Here is a 21,944-nt window from a genome sequence, read left to right as displayed (position 1 = left end):
TTAATTTTCGCTGGTCACTATCGGCGCCAGTCGTCCGGGCAACACCGCCGTCATAAGGCGCGTGTCCACACGATCCCTTCAACAGACGGAGACACGCACTTGTTCCTATACGGCTATGGTCCACTGCTGCTGGCGGGCGCGAAACAAACGGTTGCACTCGCCGTCCTGTCTCTCGCGGTATCCATCGTGCTCGGGCTCGCCGGTGCAAGCGCCAAGCTATCGGGCAACCGCGTCACGCGCGGCATCGCCACCGCCTACACCACGCTGATCCGCGCCGTGCCCGACCTGGTCCTGATGCTGCTGCTTTTCTACAGCATCCAGATCGCGGTCAACAACCTGACCGATGCGTTTGGCCTGGCGCAATTCGACATTGATCCCTTCACGGCCGGCGTCCTCACGCTCGGCTTCATCTACGGCGCTTACTTCACCGAAACCTTCCGCGGCGCGTTTCTCGCGGTGCCGCGCGGCCAGTTGGAAGCCGGCAGCGCCTACGGCATGAGCGGCGTGCGCGTGTTTGTGCGCATCCTGTTTCCGCAGATGATGCGCTTCGCGCTGCCGGGGATCGGCAACAACTGGCAAGTGATGATCAAGGCGACAGCGCTGGTATCGATCATCGGTCTCGCCGATATCGTCAAGGCCGCGCAAGACGCCGGCAAAAGCACCTACAAGATGTTTTTCTTCATCATGGTCGCAGCCGCCGCCTACCTCGCCATCACGACTGTCTCGAACATCGTTCTGCTGTATCTCGAACGCCGCTATTCCACGGGCGTGCGGCACGCCGACCTCTGAGCGGCCTCTGAGCAAAAAAGGGAAAAGCGACCATCATGATCCAGATACTTGCCGATTACTGGCGCCCGTTTCTTTACTCCGACGGCATGCGCGCCTCGGGCCTTGTCGTGACCTTGTGGCTGTTGGCGTGCGCGCTCGCGCTCGGTTTTGTCGCGGCGATTCCGCTTGCCTGCGCCCGCGTGTCGAAGAACCGCTGGCTCTCAACACCGGTGCGCCTCTACACTTACGTGTTTCGCGGCACACCACTCTATGTGCAGTTGCTGCTGCTTTACACCGGCATGTACAGTCTCGAGTTCGTACGCTCGCAGTCGTTGCTCGAGGCGTTCTTTCGCAGCGGTTTCAACTGCGCGATCCTGGCCTTCGCGCTCAATACCTGCGCGTACACGACCGAGATTTTCGCCGGTGCAATCCGCTCGACTCCATACGGCGAAGTGGAAGCGGCACGCGCCTATGGCATGAGCACCTTCACGGTGTACCGGCGCGTGATCCTGCCTTCCGCGCTGCGACGCGCGCTGCCGCTGTACAGTAATGAAGTGATCCTCATGCTGCACGCCACGACGGTCGCGTTCACCGCAACCGTGCCGGACATCCTGAAGGTCGCGCGCGACGCCAACTCGGCCACTTATCAATCGTTCGACTCGTTCGGGCTTGCGGCGTTGATCTACCTGGCGGTGTCGTTCGTGTTGATCGGCGCATTCCGGCGCGCGGAAAAGCGCTGGCTTGGGTATCTGGGCACAAGTCGCCGCTGAAGGGTCGTCCGTTGACGGTGGTCGCTTAAAATCGGCTCGCTAAAGCATTACCTTGGTTCAAACCGCAATTCAGTCAACCACCCGGGAGTATGAGTTGGAGCTAACCGCCAGAGATGCCGCGACGAAACTGGTCGCGCAAGACATTCACAAGCGCTACGGCGACAATGAGGTGCTCAAGGGCGTATCGCTGTCCGCGCGCGCGGGCGACGTCATCAGCATCATCGGAGCGAGCGGCTCGGGCAAGAGCACGTTCCTGCGCTGCATCAACTTCCTCGAGCGGCCGAATGCGGGGCAGATCGTGGTGGATGGCGAGACGGTGCTCGTCAAGGCCGACCGCGCGGGCAATCATGACGTGGCAGACCGCAAGCAGTTGCAGCGCGTGCGCACGAAGCTTGCCATGGTGTTCCAGCACTTCAACTTGTGGTCGCATATGACCGCTATCGAAAACGTGATGGAAGCGCCGCGACATGTGCTCGGTCTCTCGAAGAAAGAGGCGGAGGAGCGCGCGCGCATGTACCTTGAGAAGGTCGGGCTCGCACCTCGCATCGAGAAGCAATATCCTTCGCATATGTCCGGCGGACAGCAGCAGCGCGTGGCCATTGCGCGCGCGCTGGCGATGCATCCCGACGTGATGCTGTTCGACGAACCGACTTCGGCGCTCGACCCGGAACTGGTCGGCGAAGTGCTCAAGGTGATGCAAAAGCTTGCCGAAGAGGGCCGCACGATGATCGTGGTCACGCATGAGATGGGCTTTGCGCGCAACGTCTCGAACCATGTGATGTTCCTGCATCAGGGGCGCACCGAAGAGGAAGGCGCGCCGGCCGACGTGCTCACGGCACCGAAGAGCGAGCGGCTGCGCCAGTTCCTCTCCGGCAGTCTCAAGTAAGCACGTGAGCTTAAGCGTGAACCCGAGCGCGAGCGCAGGCCCAGGTCCGAGCCCAGGCGCCAGGCCGCTCAAGGTCGCAGTCGTGGTCCTCCCGCCCTGCTCCTTGAGCGGCGTGGGGCTGATCCTCGACAGCCTGCGTCTTGCGAACGAGATCGACGGCCACGCGCTCTATGACTGGCAGATCTGCTCGTGGGACGGACGCCCGGTGACGTTCGCGGGCGGCGCGCAGCTTCCTGCCGATACCGCGTTCGGCGACGCCGTCAGTTGTGACTGGCTGATCGTCGTCAGTGAGCGGTATCAGCAATTCGCCGATTACCGGCTGTTCCTGCAAAGCCTCGCGCGCGTGGGCAGCCGCACGCCGCGCGTAACCGGCATTCACCACGGCGTCTGGTGGCTTGCGATGGCGGGCCAGTTGAGCGCCTACCGCGTGGCGGTGAACTGGGAAACCTACCAGCAGTTCGCCGAGGAGTTCGAGCGCTCGATCGTCACGCAGCAGATCTTCGAAATCGACCGCGATCGTTCGACGTGTACTGGCGGCCAGGCGACCGTCGACTTCATGCTGGCGATGATCGCCCGCGACCAGGGCGCGGACCTGGCGGAACGGATCGCCGACTCGCTTGGCATCGGCGTGTTGCGCTCGGGCGAAGAGCGTCAGCGCATTCCGTTCGTGACCGCGCCGGGGGAACGCCATCCGCGGCTTAACGACGCCCTGCAACTGATGGAAGCGAACATTGAAGACCCGCTCGCCACCGATGAAATCGCAGGACTTGTCGGCATCTCGCGGCGCCAGCTCGAACGGCTGTTTCGACAGTACCTCGGCGCGATGCCGTCGAAGTACTACGTCAACCTCCGCCTGACCAAAGCCCGCACGCAATTGCAGCGCACCAGCAAGTCGGTGGTGCAGATCAGCCTCGCGTGCGGATTTGCGTCGGCGGCGCATTTTTCCAATGCTTACCGCGATCGCTTCGGCGTGACTCCCCGTGAGGAACGCCGCAACTGGATCGAAAAGCACAGTGGCCAGGCCCCGGATGAACCGCGTGGCGGCGCGTTGCTCGGTTCATCGCGTGACACCGGTTGAAGTCCTTTTTGAAGTGCCGTTTGAAGTTCCTTCTTGGCCGCTTGCACATGGCCTCCGTCTCGCGTTCGCGGGCGTTGACCTTGCCAACGATTAAAATCACCGCCCCACCCTTGAGAGGTATGAGTTGAAGAACGTTTATTGGATGAATCACAAAGTCGCTGCTTTCGCGGTTGCCGCCACCACCGTATTCGGCGCCTCATTCGCCGTATCAAGCGCGCACGCAGCGGATCTCAAGGAAATTCGCTTTGGCGTCGAGGCTTCGTACGCGCCGTTCGAATCGAAGTCGCCGAGCGGCGAGCTGATCGGTTTTGACATCGATGTCGGCAACGCCGTATGCGCGAAGCTCAAGGTCAAATGCGTCTGGGTCGAGAACTCATTCGACGGCCTGATCCCGGCCTTGCAGGCACGCAAGTTCGACGCGATCAATTCGGATATGACCATCACCGACCAGCGCAAGGTGGCCATCAACTTCACGAATCCGATCTACTCGATCCCGAACCAGTTGATCGCGAAGAAAGGCAGCAAGATCCTGCCCACGGTCGACGGCTTGAAGGGTGCGCACGTTGGCGTGCTGCAAGGGTCGATCCAGGAAACCTACGCGAAGGCCAAGTGGGCGACAGCGGGTATTGACGTAGTGTCGTATCAGGCGCAGGACCAAATTTATGCGGACCTGGCAGCCGGTCGTCTGGATGCAGCGTTCCAGGATGCAGAAGCAGCATCGAAGGGCTTTCTGAAGACGCCGCAAGGTGCGGGCTTCGCGTTCGCCGGAGGCGCCGTGGCTGATGAGAAACTCCTGGGCGCGGGCGTAGGTTTTGGCGTGGCCAAGAATAACCACGCGCTGAAAGATGCTCTTGATCAGGCGCTCACGGATCTGAAGGCTGACGGCACCATCGACAAGCTGGGGTCGAAGTACTTCGACGTGAAAGTCGTTGTGAAGTAAACCGCTTCGCCATTGGCCCGGCGGCGAGGGAGCGGTTCGAAGGCGCGCGCCGGGCACCAGGATGATGCCTGGCGTGAATCGACCGGAAACATACTCCGGCAGCCTTTCAGTCACATCACAACGAGTATCACGGCCGTGCACCTTTTTTGATCGTGCACGGCGCGCTGTATCATCACGGGCTCACACCAGGCCTCGAGTTCACGGGTTGATCTTCGAGCGGACCGGCGCAGGCGCGCCGCTGCATCACGATCAGCCGCGGCTCGACACCAGAGTGCATTGGCAGGGTCACTGCCATTCGCACGGAGCCCATCCTTCATGACAAGCTACAAGCAGGACAGTGCCGAACCGCTCGACGTCCCGGCCAACTCCGGTGCGCCTTGCGTGGTCGGCACGCACAGCCCCGTTCGGGCGTTGATCGCAGCCGTTTCAGGCTATGCGATGGACGGCTTCGACCTGCTCATCCTCGGCTTCATGCTGAACCTGATTTCCGCCGACCTTGGCCTGACGAGTTCTCAAGCCGGATCGCTGGTCACGTGGACACTCACTGGCGGGGTCGTGGGCGGCGTGGGCTTCGGCATATTGAGCGACTATCTCGGCCGCGTTCGCGTACTGACCTACACCATCCTGCTGTTCGCGCTCTTTACAGGACTCTGCGCGCTGGCAACCGGTTATGGCGATCTGCTCGTTTACCGGTTTATTGCAGGCGTCGGACTAGGCGGCGAGTTCGGTATCGGCATGGCGCTTGCCATCGAAGCATGGCCTGCGGACCAGCGCGGCCGCGTGTCGTCGTATGTCGGCATGGGCTGGCAACTGGGCGTCCTCGCGGCGGCCGTGGTCACGCCGCTGCTGCTGCCGCATATCGGCTGGCGCGGCATGTTTGTAGTCGGCCTGTTTCCCGCAGTGGGGTCGTTCGTGATCCGCAAGGCTATCGGTGAGTCCGAGCTGTTCGTGCGCACGCAAGCCGCGAAGAAACGCGAGTTCCCGATCAAGACCTTGTTTCGCGACAAGTCCACGACAAAACACAGCATCGGCGTGATCATCCTTTGCTCGGTTCAGAACTTCGGGTACTACGGCCTGATCGTATGGATGCCGGCTTACCTTTCGAAGATGTTCGGCTACACGCTCACCAAGTCGGCGATCTGGACCGGTGCATCCATCCTCGGCATGCTCGCCGGCATCTGGATCTTCGGCCAGCTGTCGGACCGCATTGGGCGCAAACCGACCTTCATCGGTTATCAGGTCGGCGCACTGATCATGGTGTTTGTCTACTCGACGCTCAGCACCCCGAATGCGCTTCTGATCGGCGGCATTTTCATGGGCTTGTTCGTGAACGGGATGATGGGTGGTTACGGTGCGCTGATGGCCGAACTCTATCCAACGCACGCGCGCAGCACCGCGCAAAACGTGTTGTGGAGCATCGGGCGCGCGGTAGGCGGTTTCGGTCCGCTCGCAATCGGAGCGCTCGCCACGCATTACTCGTTCGGCACGGCAATCGCCTTGCTGGCATCGATCTATATTCTCGATCTGCTTGCAACGCTCTTCCTGATTCCGGAATTGCGCGGGGTCGCGCTGGAGTGATTCGCAACGCTGGGGCAAACCCGAATAGCTCGTTGGCACCGCCGTGTATCTCTCGTCCCTGGCATCGAATCATGTGAACGGTCATGGAGGCCGGCTGGCGCTGCTACAACATCGGTCAGCGCCCCGAACGTTCGCGCGAATGGCATTTTCCTTCATACTGGCAGCTGCAGCAGCGAAACGGCATTGCCGTGCACTCACACGTTGCGGTCACCGTATTACTTAGGAGCATGATCCATGCATGATTCTTATCTTGCGCATGTGCGCAGTACCCTCGATCAGATTCGCGCTGACGGTTTTTACAAGACCGAGCGCGTGATCTCGAGTCCGCAATCGGCCGACATCCGGCTCGCGGGCGGCGCCGCGATGCTGAACTTCTGCGCGAACAACTATCTCGGTCTCGCCGACGACGCCCGCCTGATCGAAGCCGCCAAAGCGGGCCTCGACCGCGATGGTTTCGGCATGGCGTCGGTGCGGTTTATCTGCGGCACGCAGACCGTGCACAAGGAACTCGAGCAAGCGCTCGCCACCTTCCTGCAAACCGACGACTGCATCCTGTACTCGAGTTGCTTCGATGCAAACGGCGGCCTGTTCGAAACCTTGCTCGACGAGTCCGACGCGATCATTAGCGACGAACTCAATCATGCGAGCATTATCGACGGCGTGCGTTTGTCTAAGGCCAAGCGCTACCGCTACAAGAACAACGATCTCGCCGACCTTGAGACGAAGCTGCGCGAAGCGGATGCTGCCGGCGCGCGTTTCAAGCTGATCGCCACCGACGGCGTGTTTTCGATGGACGGCATCATCGCGAATCTCGCCGGCATCTGTGAGCTCGCCGATCGATACGGTGCAATGGTCATGGTCGACGACTCCCACGCGGTGGGCTTTATCGGTGAGCACGGACGGGGCACGCCTGAGCATTGCGGCGTGTTGTCTCGCGTGGACATCATCACAGGCACGTTGGGCAAGGCGCTGGGCGGCGCGTCAGGCGGTTACGTGGCCGCGCGCCGCGAGATCGTCGAGTTGCTGCGGCAGCGCTCGCGCCCCTATCTGTTCTCCAATACGCTTACGCCCAGCATTGCCGCCGCCACGCTCAAGGTGCTCGAACTGCTGGCGAGCGACGAAGGCGCCCAGTTGCGCGCCAGCGTGCGCGCCAACGGCGCCCGTTTCCGCGACGCCATGAGCAAGCTCGGTTTCACGCTCGTGCCCGGCGAACATCCGATCATCCCGGTGATGCTGGGCGATGCCCAGGTCGCGTCGCGCATGGCAGACGCGTTGTTGCAGGAAGGTGTCTACGTGATCGGGTTTTCGTTCCCCGTGGTGCCAAAAGGCCGCGCCCGTATCCGCACGCAGATGAGTGCCGCGCATACGCCGGCGCAGATCGATCGCGCGGTGGATGCGTTTGCGCGCGTCGGCCGTTCACTGGGCATCATCTGAAGCATCGGAACCAATCGAGACAATCATGAAAGCACTGGCAAAACTGGAACGTGGCCCCGGGCTGACGCTGACGCGTGTCAAGAAGCCTGAAGTCGGTCATAACGACGTGATGATCCGCATCACGCGCACGGCCATCTGCGGCACCGACATCCATATCTGGAAATGGGACGAGTGGGCGCAGAAGACAATTCCCGTGCCCATGCATGTGGGTCACGAATATGTTGGCGAGATCGTGGAGATGGGGCAGGAAGTGCGTGGCTTCGCGATCGGCGACCGGGTGTCGGGCGAAGGTCATATCACCTGCGGGTTCTGCCGCAACTGTCGTGCAGGGCGCCGGCATCTTTGTCGCAATACGGTTGGTGTAGGTGTCAACCGTCCTGGTGCATTCGCCGAATTTCTTGTGATTCCGGCGTTCAACGCGTTCAAGATCCCACCCGACATTTCCGACGATCTCGCCGCTATCTTCGATCCATTCGGCAACGCGACGCATACTGCGCTGTCGTTTAATCTGGTCGGCGAGGATGTGCTGATCACCGGCGCCGGACCCATCGGCATCATGGCCGTCGCAATCGCCAAGCATGTGGGCGCACGCAACGTGGTGATCACCGACGTGAACGACTATCGGCTGGAGCTTGCCCGCAAGATGGGGGCGACGCGTGCGGTCAATGTATCGGAAACGTCACTGCGCGACGTGATGGCCGAGTTGCACATGACGGAGGGGTTTGACGTGGGGCTGGAAATGTCCGGCGTGCCGAGCGCTTTCACAGGGCTGCTCGAAGCGATGAATCACGGCGGCAAGGTGGCGTTGCTTGGTATCCCGCCCGCGCACATGGCGATCGACTGGACCCAGGTGATCTTCAAAGGGCTGGAGATCAAGGGCATCTATGGCCGCGAGATGTTCGAGACCTGGTACAAGATGGTCGCCATGCTGCAAAGCGGACTCGATCTCTCCCCTATCCTCACGCACAGCTTCGCGGTGGACGACTATGAAGAAGCGTTCGCGACCATGCTCTCAGGCCAGAGCGGCAAGGTGATTCTGGACTGGACCGTTTGAGTTGATTCACGGGTTGACGCTGCCGGGCCGGAGTCATGTCCATGACTTCGGCCCATGCGACTACGCACGTTCCAGTGTCGCTATCTCGCGGACCACAACCAGCAGCATCGAAAGACTCGCACCACTTGTCGCACGCAATTCCGCCAGCAAACGCGCGTAACGTTCGACCGCGGCTTCCCTTCTGGACCGCCAGTTTTCAACGATCACCTCAGGCGTATCGATATCGCGTGTTTGTTCAAGCGCGCTGACTGTCAATGCACGCTTGAGCCGCGCGAGCTCTTCCAAAGCAGCCGCCCGTGCGAGCAAGTCCCAGTGAGTGGAGGCGGGCAACGCCATCGCTCGCTCGGCGATCCAGCCGTAGTTCAGCAACGTGCCGATCGCGAAGTAAACGCTCGCGACAACCTCAAGGCTACGGTCACAACTTGCCGCTACTTCGGCGCTATCGAGCACGGCTGTCGGTATCTCTCCGCTCGCCGCTTGCGCCGCCAGTAGCTCGTCGACACCCGCCTCCTCCAGCACGCGGCGCCGCTCTGTCCATTCTTCGAGTTCGCCGGTAGGGAGCAAGGCCGGCAACTGCGGTGCAAGCCTTTGCGCCGCTTCGCGACAACGCGCGACACGCTCGACTGCGAGACCAGCGTCCTGCGTCGAACCCTTCAAATGACGCAGGAACCAAAGCGTTGCACCCTCCAGCAAACGCACGACATCGACGAACATTTTCGCCTGCATTTCGTCTGCGACTCGATTGTCGAGCGCGTCGATACTGCGCCAGATCCGGTTCAGATCGAATACATCGCGCGCCATGATGCAGGCACGCACGATGTCGCTGGGACACGCATCGGTTTCCTCCATCAATCGATGCACGAAGGTGCATCCAACCCGGTTGATCAGCGCATTCGTCAGATGCGTGGCGAGGATTTCGCGCCTGAGCGGATGGCGCTGCATCGGTTCGCTATAGCGCGCCTGAAGGGGCAGCGGAAAATAGTCGGGCAGCATGCCTGCAACCAGCAAGTCTTCGGGAACGTCGGAGGCAAGCAGTTCGTCGTAGAGCCACATCTTGCTGTAAGCCAGCAGCACCGCGCGCTCGGGCGACGTGAGCCCAAGCCTGGCCGCCTGACGCTCGGCGATGTCCTCGTCCGATGGCAGGAACTCGATCTTGCGTTTCAACCGGCCCGCGCGCTCTAGCCAGCGCATCAATCGCGCTTCGCCGTCAAGCATCTCGGCCACGTAGCGGTTCGCAATTGATAACGCCTGCGTTTGCGCGTAGTTGTCCTGCAGCACGAGCAGGCCGACTTCATCGGTCATCTCGACAAGCAGCGCGTTACGCTGCTTTTCAGTCATCTCGCCGTCAGCCACCACGAGGCCCAGCAGGATCTTGATGTTCACCTCATGGTCCGAACAGTCGACGCCTGCGGAGTTGTCGATGGCATCTGTGTTGATACGCCCGCCATGCTGCGCATATTCGATCCGGCCAAGCTGCGTCACGCCAAGGTTGCCGCCTTCGGCCACGACCTTGCAACGCAGTTCGGAACCGTTGACGCGTACAGCGTCGTTGGTGCGGTCGCCGACCTGCGCAGCTGTCTCACGCGTCGACTTGACGTAGGTGCCGACGCCGCCGTTGTAGAGCAAATGCACATCTGCCAGCAGGATCGCGCGGATCAACTCGTTCGGTGCAAGCGTTGCTGCCGTTACACCGAGCGCGGCCTGAACCTGCGCCGACAATGCGATCGTTTTCGCCGTACGCGGAAATATTCCGCCTCCGGCTGAAATCAGCGTGGCGTCGTAGTCTGCCCAGCTTGATCGCGGTAGTGCGAACAAGCGCTCGCGCTCGGTGAAACTCGCGGCGGTGTCAGGCTCCGGATCGAGGAAGATATGGCGATGATCGAACGCCGCGATCAGGCGGATGTGACGCGAGAGCAGCATGCCATTGCCGAATACATCACCCGACATGTCGCCGACACCGACCACGGTAAAATCTGTTGTCTGGGTATCCACGCCCATCTCGCGAGAATGCCGTTTAACCGATTCCCACGCGCCGCGTGCGGTGATCGCCATTCTCTTGTGGTCGTAGCCCACCGAGCCGCCTGAAGCAAACGCGTCATCCAGCCAGAAACCATATTCGCGAGCGATTGCGTTCGCATAGTCGGAGAACGTGGCCGTGCCTTTGTCGGCGGCGACAACGAGGTAGGGGTCATCGGGATCATGGCGCACGGTATCCGGCGGCGGCACGATAACACCCGCCACGCGGTTGTCCGTCACGTCGAGCAGACCACGCAGGAACATCTGGTAGCATGCGACGCCTTCACGCGCGAACGCCTCGCGATCAGCGACCGGCGGCGGGTTCTTCACCACGAAGCCACCCTTCGATCCTACGGGCACGATCACGGTGTTTTTCACCATCTGCGCCTTCATGAGGCCGAGCACTTCAGTGCGAAAGTCTTCCCGCCGATCCGACCATCGCAAGCCGCCTCGCGCCACCTTGCCGCCACGCAAATGAACGCCTTCGACGCGCGGCGCATAGACCCAGATCTCGAACATTGGCTTGGGCTCAGGCAGGCCCGGCACCATCGACGGATCGAGCTTGAATGACAGGTAAGGCTTGGCCTTACCTTCGTCATCCTTACGAAAATAATTGGTTCGTACCGTTGCGTTGATGACGCCCAGGAACTGCCGCAGGATACGGTCTTCATCGAGATTCGGCACGTTGTCGAGCGCGGTTTCTATGTCGGCCAGCACATGCTGCGTGCGGGCGTCGCGAAGCTCACGACTTTGAGGGTTATCGCTGAGCGCCCCGGGAAGAGCCGGATTGAAGCGCACCAGGAACAGCTCAAGCAACTTGCGGGCGATGGCCGGGTTGCCGGTCAAAGCACGTTCTATATAGGCGTCGCTGAACGTCGAGCCCACTTGCCGCAAGTACTTCGCGTAAGCGCGCAGGATCGTGACGTCGCGGGCGCCGAGTTGCGCGCGCAAGACCAGCCGGTTGAAGCCGTCGTTCTCAACTTCGCCAGTCCAGACGCTTGCGAACGCGTTCTCAAACAGTTCCTTGACACGATCGATGTCGAACTCCACGTCGTCGGCAAGCTCCAGCCCGAAGTCGTGTATCCATGCGTGGGGGGCACCCAGCGGCTCAATGCGATACGGCCGTTCTTCATCAACGCGCACGCCAAGGTGCTCCAGCATCGGCAGGCTATGCGAGAGCGCGATCGGGTCTCCCACCCGGTACACCTTGAAGCGAAACGCGCGCCGCCCGGCTTCAATCGGCCTGTATAGGCTCATCGCGAGACCGCCCGCCCTCACCTGCGTCTGTTCGATCAATTCGATATCGCGTACCGCCGTGCGAGCCGGGTAATCCTCGCGATATCCGGCGGGAAACGAATCCGCGTATCGATTCAGAAGCCGGTTGCCCTGCTCTTCGCCAAAGCTGTCGACCAGTGCGTCCGCGAGATCGTCTTGCCAGCGGCGCGCAACCTGCACGATCTGTTGCTCGAGTTCACGTGTATCGGCTTCGGGCATGGCGCCTTTATCCGAGCGCACGGTGATATAGATGCGCGCGAGCGGAGATTCGGACAACAGCGGCGTGAACTCGATGCTCTTGCCGTTGAACGCTTTCATGAGCACGTTCGCGATGCGTTTGCGCAGGTCCGTATTGAACTTGTCGCGTGGCACGAAAACGAGGCACGAGACAAAGCGGTCGAACCTGTCTCGCCGCACGAACAGCCGTGTGCGCTGATGCTCCTGCAAACGCAGCACGCCGAGCGCGATATCGAACAGGTCGTCCTCATCCGCTTCGAAGAGCTCTTCGCGTGGATACTGCTCGAGCACGGTCACTAGCGACTTATGCAGATGCCCCTTGGCGAGAAAGCCGGCACGCCTGATGATGTTCGCGCATTTGCGCCGCACGATCGGGATTTCGGACGTGGGGACCAGATACGCGGTGGACGTGTACAAGCCAATGAACCGCCGTTCACCAATGACCTTGCCATCTGCCCCAACGCGCTTCACGCCAACATAATCCAGATAACCGGGCCTATGCACGGTTGCCCGCGAATTGGCCTTGGTCAGGAAAATCGGCGCGGACCCATTGATGATGGCCGCGGCGGCGGGAGGCAACGGCGTCACGTTATCGGCTGCGGGTGGACGCAGGCTTTCGCGCAGCAGTCCTGCGCCGGAGCCTGGCACGCCGCGCAGCGCAAACCCGCTATCTTGCGTAATGAGTTCGTAGTCGCGGTGCCCGAGGAAGGTGAAATGATCCGCCACCATCCACTCCAGGAACGCGCGAGCCTCGACACCGTCGGCGCTGGTCTCACGCGCTTTCATTTCACCTATGGTCGCGCGTGCAACCTCAACGATCTTCGGCCAATCTTCCACCGAAGCACGTACGTCGCCGAGCACGCGCGCGATGTCACCGCGCAGCTCGTCGAGTTTTGCGGCTTCGCCGCAGCGGTCCACTTCAAAATGGATGAACGATTCGAGGCGCGATTGCGGATCGCCGCCGTCGATGTGACCCAACGCAATACGCGTGATCGCCCCGCTTGCATCGCGGGAGACACGGAACACCGGATGAATGGCGGAATGCATCGCCAGGCCGAGGCGGTTGACCGCCATGGTGACCGAGTCGACGAGGAACGGCATGTCGTCGTTGACGATCTCGACCACCGTGTGATCGGAATGCCAGCCGTGCTGTTCGAGGTTGGGGTTGTATACCCGCAGGACTTCGCGGCCCGTGGTGAATTTTTGCGCCGTCTGCCAGTGCGCCATGGCCGCGCCGTAGAGATCGGCTATATCGCGGCTCTGGACGTCTTCAGGGTCCGCGAGCTCGTAGTAGTGGCTCAGTAGTGGTTCAACGACATTGAACGCGGGCTCTGGAAGCCGCCCCCGTGCAAAGTCGACTACATCGGTGAGAAGGTGCGCAACGCGTTCTTCGCTCTTGGTCAGCATGTCGTCTCCCGGATCTGGCACGTACGGTGCTCGGATTATGCGCCAAGTCTTGTGACACTTGAGCGCCGGAAGCACCGTTCGCGCAAACCCTCAGACCCCGACCCTAACGCTGATTGGAGCCCGAGACAACATCGATCCACACCGCGAGCACAAGAATGCCGCCCTTCACGATCATCTGCCAATACGAATCGACATCGAGCATGGACATGCCATTGTCCAGGCTCGCCATGACCAGTGCCCCGATCAATGCGCCATAGACGGTCCCGGAACCACCGCGCATGGACGTCCCGCCGATAAAGCACGCGGCAATGGCATCGAGCTCGCCCATCGTTCCCGCCGACGGCGACCCGGCTGCCAGCCGGGCCGTGTTGACGAGCCCCGCAAGCGCGCACATCAGGCCCATCAACGCGAAGATCATCAGCTTCACGCGGTTCGTATTCACGCCCGACAAACGCGTTGCCTCAAGGTTCGAACCCACCGCATAAATGCGCCGGCCGAACACAGTCTGCGTAGCGATATAGGTGAAAATACCGAGCAATGCCAGCAGCAGCAACACCGGCACGGGAATGCCGCCGTACTGGTTCAGGGTGGTCACGAACGCGACCAGCACGAGCCCCGCCGCCACGATCTTCACGCCGTCCTGCCAAAGCGGCACGACGGCCAAGTTGTAACGCAGACGGTTCTGCCGCTGGCGCACGGTCAAGGCGACGAGCAACGCAAACAGCACGACTGCAAGCGCATTGCCCGCCATGCGCGGCAAATAACCCTGCCCAATGAACACCAGATTGCTGGAGACCGGCGCGATCGTCGACCCGCCCGTCACGCCCAGCAACACACCCCGATACGCGAGCATGCCGCCAAGCCCGACAATGAACGACGGCACCCGCAGATACGTCGACCACCACCCGTTGAACATGCCGATTGCAATGCCGAGCAGCATCACCGCCGGCACGGTGAACTGGATCGGCCAGTGATGCGAGACATCGAGAATAGCGGCCACGCCGCCGAGCAAACCAAGCAACGCGCCGACCGACAGATCGATCTCGCCCGAGATGATCACGAACACCATTCCGCACGCGAGCATGCCCGTGATCGACATTTGCCGCAGCAAGTTCGAAAGATTGCGGGGCGTGACAAACGCGCCGTCGGTGAGGAGCGAAAAGAATATCCAGATTACGGTTACCGCCAGCAGCAGCGCGAGCAATTTGTAACGCGTGAAAAGCTGCTTGAAGCGCTGCCCGGATGTAATGCTCGCGCCGCCGGTGGTGCTGCGTTTGCTCGACGAGGTGACGTCAGGAGTCATGCGACGCTCGCTTGAAAAGGGTTTGTCTGTGGGGTCGCGCGGATAGCGGCCGCCAGGATATGTTCTTGCGTGAGCCCTTCATTGATAAAGTCGCCGCGCAGTTGGCCCTCGCCTATCACCAGCACGCGGTCGCTCACGCCGAGCACTTCATTCAGTTCCGACGACACCACGATGATCGACACGCCGCGGCGGGCCAGCGCGAACATGAGCTTGTAGATCTCGAACTTGGCGCCTACGTCGACGCCGCGCGTGGGTTCATCGAGGATAAGAATGGCTGGGTCGGTCAGCAGCATTTTGGTCAACACCGCCTTCTGCTGATTGCCTCCGGACAGGCTCGCGATGGACAACATAGGTGTGGCGGCACGTACGGAAAGCCGCTTCATTTCTGTATGGATGGTATCGAGCTCGGCAGCGGAATCAATCCGCCCGCCCTTCGCAAAACGATTCAGCACCGCGAGTGTGATGTTATGTCCCACACCGAGTTGCGGCACGATGCCGTGGCGCTTGCGGTCCTCAGGCACCATGCCAATACCGGCATCGATCGCATTGGCCGGGGTCTTGATCTTGAGGCGCTTGCCGTTCAGATAAACCTTTGCCTCGCTGATGCCCGGGTAAGCGCCGAAGATAGCCTGCATCAGTTCGGTCCGCCCTGCGCCGACCAGCCCGGCGACGCCGAGAATCTCGCCCTTGCGCAGCGAAAACGAGACGTCATCCACGCGCTTGCGCCGCGGGTTGGTCACATCGAAACAGGTGACGTGGCGGGCCTCGAAGATCACCTCGCCAATGTCATGCGGCTCGCGCGGGAACAGGTTCTTGATCTCCCGGCCGACCATCATCGAGATGATGCTGTTCGTGCTGAGATCCTTCATGGGCTGCGTGGCGACGTGCTTGCCGTCCCGGATCACCGTGATGGTGTCGCAGACCGCTTCCACCTCGTCGAGCTTGTGCGAGATGTACACGCACGCCACGCCGCGTTTCTTCAGGTCGCGCACGATGTCGAGCAGGATCCGTATTTCGCTCGCGGTCAGGGACGACGAAGGTTCATCCAGAATCAGCAACTTCGCGCGCTTGTTCAACGCCTTGGCAATCTCGATCAGTTGCTGATGACCGCCGCCGTAGTTCATCACGGGCTGAGCCACATTGATGCCGCTGATGTTCAGCTCGCGCAGCAATTCGTCGGCGCGCTGATACATGGCCGCGTAGTTCATCCGGCCGCCGCTCAATGTGATTTCGTTGCCGAGGAAGATGTTCTCCGCCACCGACAACTGCGGTACCAGCATGAGTTCCTGATGGATGATGACAATGCCGGCATCCTCGGTTTCGCGGATGGTAGATGCTCGTAAAGGCTCACCTTCCCAGAGGATTTCGCCTTCCCACGTACCGTGCGGGTAGACGCCGGACAGCACTTTCATCAGTGTCGATTTGCCTGCGCCGTTCTCGCCGCACAAACCAACACATTCCCCAGGCGAGACCACGAGGTCGATACCATCGAGCGCCTTCACACCGCCAAACGTCTTGACGATGCCGTGCATTTCCAGCAGCGCGTTTGCCATGCGGTTTTTATCCTGGACAGTGAATCAGCGTGAGGGCCCCTAACCAGCGGCCCTCACGCCCGGCATGACGCTTAACGCGTCTTAATTGCCTGCCAACTGGGCCTGCGTATAGAAGCCGTCCTTTACCACGGTGTCGACATTGCTCTTGGTCAGGAGCGTCGGCTGCAGCAACACGGTGTTGACCTGCTTCATGCCGTTGTCGTATTTCGCGTTATAGGCCGGTTGCTGCCCTTTCGCCAGGTCCACCGCCAGTTTGGCCGCCTCACCCGCAATCAGCTTCAGCGGTTTATAGACGGTCATGGTCTGCATGCCGTCCACCACCCGCTTGACTGCCGCAAGGTCAGCATCCTGGCCGGAGATAGGCACCTTGCCCGCGAGGTGTTGCGCGGCCAGCGCCTGGATAGCGCCGCCCGCCGTGCCGTCGTTGGACGCCACGATGGCATCGATCTTGTTGTTATTCGCAGTCAGCGCGTCTTCGGTGATGCGCAGCGCGGTCGCGGCACTCCATTCCGGCACCCATTGCTGGCCGACAATCTTGATGTCGCCGCGATCGATGGCCGGCTTCAGGATCTTCAACTGCCCTTCACGCAACATTTTCGCATTGTTGTCGGTCGGTGCGCCGCCGAGCATGAAGTAGTTACCCTTAGGCTGCGCATTGAAGACACCCTGCGCCTGCATTTCGCCGACCTTTTCGTTGTCGAAGGAGATATAGGCGTCCACATCGGCATCGAGGATCAGGCGATCGTACGACACCACCTTGATACCCGCCTTCTTCGCTTCGGCCACCACGTTGCCGAGGGTCTTCGAATTGAACGGCACGATCACGATGACATCGACACCTCGCGAGATCAGGTTCTCAATCTGCGATATCTGCCGTTCTTCGCTGGCATCGGCGGATTGCACGGACACCTTGGCGCCCAGCTTCGTGGCGGCGGCGACAAAATAATCGCGGTCGCGCGACCAGCGCTCGACCCGGAGATCGTCAATACAGAAGCCAATTTCAGGCTTGTCCTTGCTTGCATGAGCCAGGGTAGGAAGTACGGTCAAACTGGCGAACATCGCTCCACAGACCAGCGATCCGAGCACGGCACGGCGTTTTGCAGACTTCATGTCTCACTCCTTTTTATGGTTGACTAGCCGATGCGTCTCCCTGCGTGGCCGCTCAGGGCAACGCATGTGCGAGAGAAGGGACGTCGGCGGAATCTACTGCTTGCGCCGCGAATCCATGTTCGCGGTCGTCGGTTTTGCGGGTTGGTCGTCTCTTTGATTTGTCGTTAGCTTGGGCCTTTATTCGCCTTTAACTCAATTGCGAAATCAGCCGGGCCGCTTAATGATTTTCAATGCAGTTTCTTCGTGATCTCGCTAAGCCAGCGCATCACTTATAAATCGCCCTGTTTACGATATTTTCAAGCTGCTCCTGTTGCCCGCTCACATGCTGAGGGTTAACACGACGTCCCAGCGCATCGATAGCCAGCGACTCCAGCGAGTAGCCGCCCGAGAGGATCTTGCGGCCGAATTCCGTGTCCCAGCCCGCATAACGCTGGGTCTTGAACTCGGCAAGCTTGTCGTTCTCGACCAGCGTGGCGGCCCGTTCAAGCGCGATGGCTATGACGTCGATTGCGCCAATATGCCCGAAGAACAGGTCCTCGGGCGCCACGCTCTGGCGTCGTACCTTCGCATCGAAATTCATGCCGCCGGAGCTGAAGCCGCCATGTCGCAGGATTTCATACAGCGCCAGCGTCAACTCCTCAACGCTGTTCGGAAACTGGTCGGTGTCCCAGCCGTTCTGCGGATCACCACGATTCGCATCGACACTGCCGAAGATGCCTAGCGCGTAAGCCGTCGCAATCTCGTGATGAAACGAATGCCCTGCGAGCGTTGCATGATTCGCCTCAATGTTCACGCGGATTTCATTTTGCAAACCGAACTGCGCGAGAAAACCGTGGACGGTCGCCACGTCGTAGTCGTACTGGTGCTTGGTTGGCTCCTGCGGTTTCGGCTCGATCAGCAACGCGCCCTTGAAACCCGTCTTGTGCTTATGCTCCACCACCATGTTGAGGAAACGCCCGAGTTGATCCCGTTCGCGCTTGAGATCGGTGTTGAGCAGCGTGTCGTAACCTTCGCGGCCACCCCACAACACATAGTTTTCTCCGCCAAGCCGATGCGTGGCTTCAAGTGCCTGGAACACCTGCGTGGCCGCGAACGCAAACACTTCGGGGTTCGGATTGGTCGCGGCTCCCGCAGCGTAACGCGGGTGCGAGAACAGGTTCGCCGTGCCCCACAACAGCTTGATCCCGGTTTTCTCCTGCTTGGCCGCCAGATAGTCCGTGACGCCTTTGAAGTTGTTGACGTAGTGCTTGATGCTGTCGCCTTCGGGCGATACGTCGGTGTCGTGGAAGGTGTAATACGGCGCACCCAGCTTCGAGAAGAATTCGAACGCCGAGTCGGCTTTTACGTGCGCTCTTTCTATTGCGTCGCCGGGCTGCTGCCACGGCCGGTGAAAAGTGCCCTGCCCGAACATGTCGACGCCCGGCCATACGAATGTATGCCAGTAACAGACGGCGAGGCGCAAGTGATCCTCCATGCGCTTGCCGAGGACCAGCTTGTCGCGATCGTAATGGCGGAAGGCAAAAGGATTGTCAGACTGCGGGCCTTCATAGCGCACCGCCGGCAAATGTTCGAAATACGACATGGCGTCTCCTTCTTTTAATGTGACACCATGCTGCCAGCATCGTCGCGCAACGAGCAATTGCGAAATCCGCCAGTGCTGATGGTGTTTCTTCAGCTAAGTAAAAATCGGGCTGGCGGGCGGCCGGTGCGCTGGCCTAGAATCAGCGAACGCTAAAAAGACTCGCGTAAAAAACAGGCGCATATTGCGCTGCAACGGAGACGATGGGCATCTCGCGGCACTGCGGCATGCACCGTCCGGAGTTCGATGACACGACCACAGACCGCCCAGGCTTCACATCGGATCGCGCTCCTGTTCAACGCGAACAAGGTGTATGACCGCGGGGTCATTACCGGCATCGGCAACTATTTGCTGTCGACGCGAGTGGCATGGGATCTCTTCCTCGAGGAGGACTTTCGCTGTCGGCTAAACGGTATCGAACGCTTCGAAGGCGACGGCATCATCGCGGATTTCGACGACCCAGGCGTGGCCGAAGCGCTGGGAGATTCGCAACTGCCTGTGGTCGCCGTGGGTTCTTCTTATTCGGACCCGGCATGTTATCCAGCCAGGCTGCCCTATATTGCAACCGACAACGCGAAGCTGATCTCGCTTGCATACACGCATCTGATCGGCGCGGGCTTGCAGCGTTTTGCGCTCTACAGCCTGCCTGAATCCGCCGAAAACCGCTGGGCGCAAGAACGCGAACTGGCCTTCAAGGCGCTGCTCGCGGCTGATGGGCTGCAAGCAGATATTCATCGCGGCCTGCCAACGAGCGCGCCGGTATGGAGTCAGGCGAGCGCGCAACTGACGTCGTGGCTCGAGAGCTTGCCGAAGCCCGTGGGCGTGATCGCCGTGACCGATGCACGCGCGCGGCACCTGCTGCAGGCGTGCCTCATATCGGGTATTCCCGTGCCTGAGCAAGTAGCCATCATTGGCATAGACAACGATCCGCTGACACGCTCGCTCACCCGCATTCCGTTGTCTTCCGTCATTCAGGGGACCGAGGAAATGGGCCGAACAGCGGCCCATTTGCTGCACCAGATGCTGGGGGGCGCACGCTTTCACGGCAGGCGCATCCTCGTGCCGCCAGTCGGCATCAACGTGCTTGAATCCACTCGTCATCAACCGGTGTCGAGCCCCTATGTCATGCGCGCGCGCCACTACATCCGGCAATACGGATGCCAGGGCATCAAGACCGAACAAGTAGCTGATTACGTGGGCGTATCGCGCTCGTCGCTGGAGGATCACTTCCGCCGCGAACTCGGCTGCACCGTGCATCAGGAGATACTGAATCACAAGCTCGAGGTCGCGAAGCAACTCCTCGCACGTCACGATTTATCCAGCGCCGAAGTCGCCATCCGCTGCGGCTTCACTTCGCTGCAATACATGTACGCCGTGTTCCGCCGCGAGCTGGACTGTACGCCGCGCGAATACCAGGAGCGCCTGCCGGTCGCGCCCTGTGCACAACCCGGCTGATCCCCGCTTTTTATGAACCTCGCTGATATGCCCACCCCTCTCCGCCCAGGCTCCGCGCGCGTCAGTGTCGAACGCTGGGGAGAGTTGCCCGGCGGTGATGTTGCGCGCCTGTTCACGCTGCGCAATGTGCATGGCATGCGCGTCGCAATCAGCGATCTCGGTGCGACGCTGGTCTCGTGGAATACCGCCGATCGCGCGGGACGCGTGGCTGATGTCCTGCTGGGTCACGACACGCCCGCTGAATATTTCGCCGGCCATGCTTATCTGGGCGGCGTGATCGGGCGCTGGGCAAACCGCATCGAAAACGCGCGCTTCGCGCTCGACAACGTCGCCTATTCGCTTGATCGCAACGAGGGCGACAACTTGCTGCATGGCGGCGCAGCAGGCTTTCACCGGTCACTTTGGGACGCTCGGGAAGTGGCTGGCGGACTGGTCCTCACGCATGAATCGCCGGAGGGCGACGCGGGCTTCCCCGGCAATGTATCGACCACACTTCGCTATACGCTCGACGACGACGGCACGCTGACGCTCGCGTATGAAGCGGTATCGGATGCGCCTACGCCGCTCAACCTGACGAACCATGCCTGCTTCAATCTATCCGGCGACGAAACCGGCGATATCCGCGGCCACGTGATCTCCATCGACGCCGACACATTCTTCGAAGTCGACGCCGCCCTGATCCCCGAAGGCCGCGCTCAGGTCGCGGGCCATGCGTTCGATTTCCGCGCAAGCGCTCCGCTCGGCGCGCGGCTCGACTGGCCGCACGATCAGCTCGCGCGTGCAGGCGGCTTCGATCATTGTTATGTCGTAGGTGAAAACGGCAAGACGCTCGAGCCCGTCGTGCGCCTCTACGACCCTGGCAGTGGCCGCGAGTTGACGATGGGAACCAACGCGCCCGGCGTGCAGTTCTATACCGGCAATCATCTGGATGGCATCGTGGGACGGCACGGACGGCGTTACGGCAAGCACGCCGGCCTGTGTCTCCAGGCTGGCGCGTTCCCGAATCAGGTCAACATGGCGGACGCGGGCAGCGTGATCGTGCGGCCCGGTGAACCGTACCGGCAAGTCACGTGGTATCGGCTGGGCTTGCAGCAATAGTCCCTTTATTTCACCACGATCGTGCCCGTCATATGCGGATGGATCGAACAGAAATACTTGTACGTACCGGGCTTCGCGAACGTCTGTGAAAAGTGCTCCCCGGAATCGAGCGGCGCCGATTTGAATTCGCGTGGGGTTGCATCGTTGACGATGGTATGAGGCATGTCGTCGTGGTTCTCCCAGGTCACGGTCGACCCTGCTGCAACGGACAACTGAGCAGGACTAAAGGAAAAATTGTCGATCACCACGGTCGCGGCCGGTTTCGCCTCGGCGGCGAATGCGGGTGCAGCCGCCAGCGCCGTCGCCAAGCACAGTGCGGCCATTGTTCTAGCAGCGATCTTCGCTACCCATACGCCCTGAAGATCAGGCATTGTCATCATCGTTCTCCGCTTGTTCAAAGAGG

At 60.8% G+C, this 21,944-nt stretch carries 16 protein-coding genes; 10 read left to right on the top strand and 6 right to left on the bottom strand.

Going from position 1 to position 21,944, the window contains the following annotated elements; translation table 11 throughout:
* The first annotated feature begins 99 nt into the window (after positions 1–99).
* The 8 genes from BSU04_RS04140 to tdh all read left to right on the top strand — a co-directional run bounded on the left by BSU04_RS04140 (position 100) and on the right by tdh (position 8,508).
* Complete coding sequence (locus tag BSU04_RS04140) at positions 100–789, top strand: ABC transporter permease (RefSeq protein WP_089159398.1); 690 nt, start codon at positions 100–102, stop codon at positions 787–789.
* A gap of 35 nt (positions 790–824) precedes the next feature.
* Positions 825–1,538 carry an ABC transporter permease gene (locus tag BSU04_RS04135; RefSeq protein ID WP_089159397.1) on the top strand — a complete coding sequence of 238 codons (714 nt, stop codon included), beginning with the start codon at positions 825–827 and terminating at the stop codon, positions 1,536–1,538.
* 94 nt (positions 1,539–1,632) lie between these two features.
* Positions 1,633–2,424 (top strand): ABC transporter ATP-binding protein, encoded by a 792-nt coding sequence (locus tag BSU04_RS04130; protein WP_089159396.1) that lies wholly within the window; start codon positions 1,633–1,635, stop codon positions 2,422–2,424.
* Positions 2,425–2,440: 16 nt separating this feature from the next.
* Positions 2,441–3,502, top strand: coding sequence for a GlxA family transcriptional regulator (locus BSU04_RS04125; protein WP_089159395.1), 1,062 nt, complete (start codon positions 2,441–2,443; stop codon positions 3,500–3,502).
* A gap of 142 nt (positions 3,503–3,644) precedes the next feature.
* A complete protein-coding gene (locus BSU04_RS04120) occupies positions 3,645–4,442 on the top strand; it encodes a lysine/arginine/ornithine ABC transporter substrate-binding protein (RefSeq protein WP_089159394.1) in 798 nt (265 codons plus the stop codon).
* Between the two features lie 315 nt (positions 4,443–4,757).
* The gene (locus tag BSU04_RS04115) at positions 4,758–6,020 is read left to right on the top strand and encodes an MFS transporter (protein WP_089159393.1); all 1,263 of its coding nucleotides are present in this window, start codon (positions 4,758–4,760) and stop codon (positions 6,018–6,020) included.
* Between the two features lie 234 nt (positions 6,021–6,254).
* Positions 6,255–7,454, top strand: a complete 1,200-nt coding sequence (locus BSU04_RS04110) for a glycine C-acetyltransferase (RefSeq protein ID WP_089159392.1) — start codon at positions 6,255–6,257, stop codon at positions 7,452–7,454.
* Positions 7,455–7,479: 25 nt separating this feature from the next.
* Positions 7,480–8,508 carry an L-threonine 3-dehydrogenase gene (gene tdh, locus BSU04_RS04105; protein ID WP_089159432.1) on the top strand — a complete coding sequence of 343 codons (1,029 nt, stop codon included), beginning with the start codon at positions 7,480–7,482 and terminating at the stop codon, positions 8,506–8,508.
* A 60-nt stretch (positions 8,509–8,568) separates the two neighbouring features.
* Here the strand turns inward: tdh and BSU04_RS04100 are convergent, their stop codons facing one another.
* From BSU04_RS04100 to xylA, 5 genes are all read right to left on the bottom strand, one after another.
* Positions 8,569–13,443, bottom strand: coding sequence for an NAD-glutamate dehydrogenase (locus tag BSU04_RS04100; protein WP_089159391.1), 4,875 nt, complete (start codon positions 13,441–13,443; stop codon positions 8,569–8,571).
* A 103-nt stretch (positions 13,444–13,546) separates the two neighbouring features.
* Positions 13,547–14,746: a sugar ABC transporter permease gene (locus tag BSU04_RS04095; RefSeq protein ID WP_089159390.1), complete on the bottom strand. Its 1,200-nt coding sequence runs from the start codon at positions 14,744–14,746 to the stop codon at positions 13,547–13,549.
* The gene (xylG, locus tag BSU04_RS04090) at positions 14,743–16,299 is read right to left on the bottom strand and encodes a D-xylose ABC transporter ATP-binding protein (protein WP_089159389.1); all 1,557 of its coding nucleotides are present in this window, start codon (positions 16,297–16,299) and stop codon (positions 14,743–14,745) included. The genes BSU04_RS04095 and xylG overlap by 4 nt, the downstream gene beginning before the upstream one ends.
* 81 nt (positions 16,300–16,380) lie before the next feature.
* Positions 16,381–17,409 (bottom strand): D-xylose ABC transporter substrate-binding protein, encoded by a 1,029-nt coding sequence (gene xylF / locus BSU04_RS04085; RefSeq protein WP_089159388.1) that lies wholly within the window; start codon positions 17,407–17,409, stop codon positions 16,381–16,383.
* Between the two features lie 265 nt (positions 17,410–17,674).
* Entirely contained in the window at positions 17,675–18,991 is a 1,317-nt protein-coding gene (gene xylA, locus BSU04_RS04080; protein WP_089159387.1) for a xylose isomerase, read from the bottom strand.
* A gap of 243 nt (positions 18,992–19,234) precedes the next feature.
* Here xylA and BSU04_RS04075 point away from each other — a divergent pair, with 243 nt between their 5' ends.
* Entirely contained in the window at positions 19,235–20,443 is a 1,209-nt protein-coding gene (locus BSU04_RS04075) for a XylR family transcriptional regulator (RefSeq protein ID WP_089159386.1), read from the top strand.
* A gap of 12 nt (positions 20,444–20,455) precedes the next feature.
* Complete coding sequence (locus BSU04_RS04070; protein WP_089159385.1) at positions 20,456–21,541, top strand: aldose epimerase family protein; 1,086 nt, start codon at positions 20,456–20,458, stop codon at positions 21,539–21,541.
* Between the two features lie 5 nt (positions 21,542–21,546).
* On the opposite strand, the gene BSU04_RS04065 is transcribed toward BSU04_RS04070, so the two are convergent.
* Positions 21,547–21,912, bottom strand: coding sequence for a cupredoxin domain-containing protein (locus tag BSU04_RS04065; protein WP_256982120.1), 366 nt, complete (start codon positions 21,910–21,912; stop codon positions 21,547–21,549).
* Positions 21,913–21,944 lie beyond the last annotated feature (32 nt).

The sequence above is a fragment of the Caballeronia sordidicola genome, from assembly GCF_002220365.1.
Lineage (GTDB): Bacteria > Pseudomonadota > Gammaproteobacteria > Burkholderiales > Burkholderiaceae > Caballeronia > Caballeronia sordidicola_C.
The sequence above is the reverse complement of the archived record's forward strand: the minus strand, read 5'-3'. Positions and strand labels throughout refer to the sequence as shown.

Coding starts and splice junctions, on each gene's coding strand:
- BSU04_RS04120 (WP_089159394.1), top strand. CDS start 3,645: ATGAATCACAAAGTCGCTGCTTTCGCGGTTGCCGCCACCACCGTATTC.
- BSU04_RS04065 (WP_256982120.1), bottom strand. CDS start 21,912: ATGCCTGATCTTCAGGGCGTATGGGTAGCGAAGATCGCTGCTAGAACA.
- BSU04_RS04110 (WP_089159392.1), top strand. CDS start 6,255: ATGCATGATTCTTATCTTGCGCATGTGCGCAGTACCCTCGATCAGATT.
- tdh (WP_089159432.1), top strand. CDS start 7,480: ATGAAAGCACTGGCAAAACTGGAACGTGGCCCCGGGCTGACGCTGACG.
- BSU04_RS04070 (WP_089159385.1), top strand. CDS start 20,456: ATGAACCTCGCTGATATGCCCACCCCTCTCCGCCCAGGCTCCGCGCGC.
- BSU04_RS04075 (WP_089159386.1), top strand. CDS start 19,235: ATGACACGACCACAGACCGCCCAGGCTTCACATCGGATCGCGCTCCTG.
- xylG (WP_089159389.1), bottom strand. CDS start 16,299: ATGGCAAACGCGCTGCTGGAAATGCACGGCATCGTCAAGACGTTTGGC.
- BSU04_RS04135 (WP_089159397.1), top strand. CDS start 825: ATGATCCAGATACTTGCCGATTACTGGCGCCCGTTTCTTTACTCCGAC.
- BSU04_RS04100 (WP_089159391.1), bottom strand. CDS start 13,443: ATGCTGACCAAGAGCGAAGAACGCGTTGCGCACCTTCTCACCGATGTA.
- xylF (WP_089159388.1), bottom strand. CDS start 17,409: ATGAAGTCTGCAAAACGCCGTGCCGTGCTCGGATCGCTGGTCTGTGGA.
- BSU04_RS04115 (WP_089159393.1), top strand. CDS start 4,758: ATGACAAGCTACAAGCAGGACAGTGCCGAACCGCTCGACGTCCCGGCC.
- xylA (WP_089159387.1), bottom strand. CDS start 18,991: ATGTCGTATTTCGAACATTTGCCGGCGGTGCGCTATGAAGGCCCGCAG.
- BSU04_RS04095 (WP_089159390.1), bottom strand. CDS start 14,746: ATGACTCCTGACGTCACCTCGTCGAGCAAACGCAGCACCACCGGCGGC.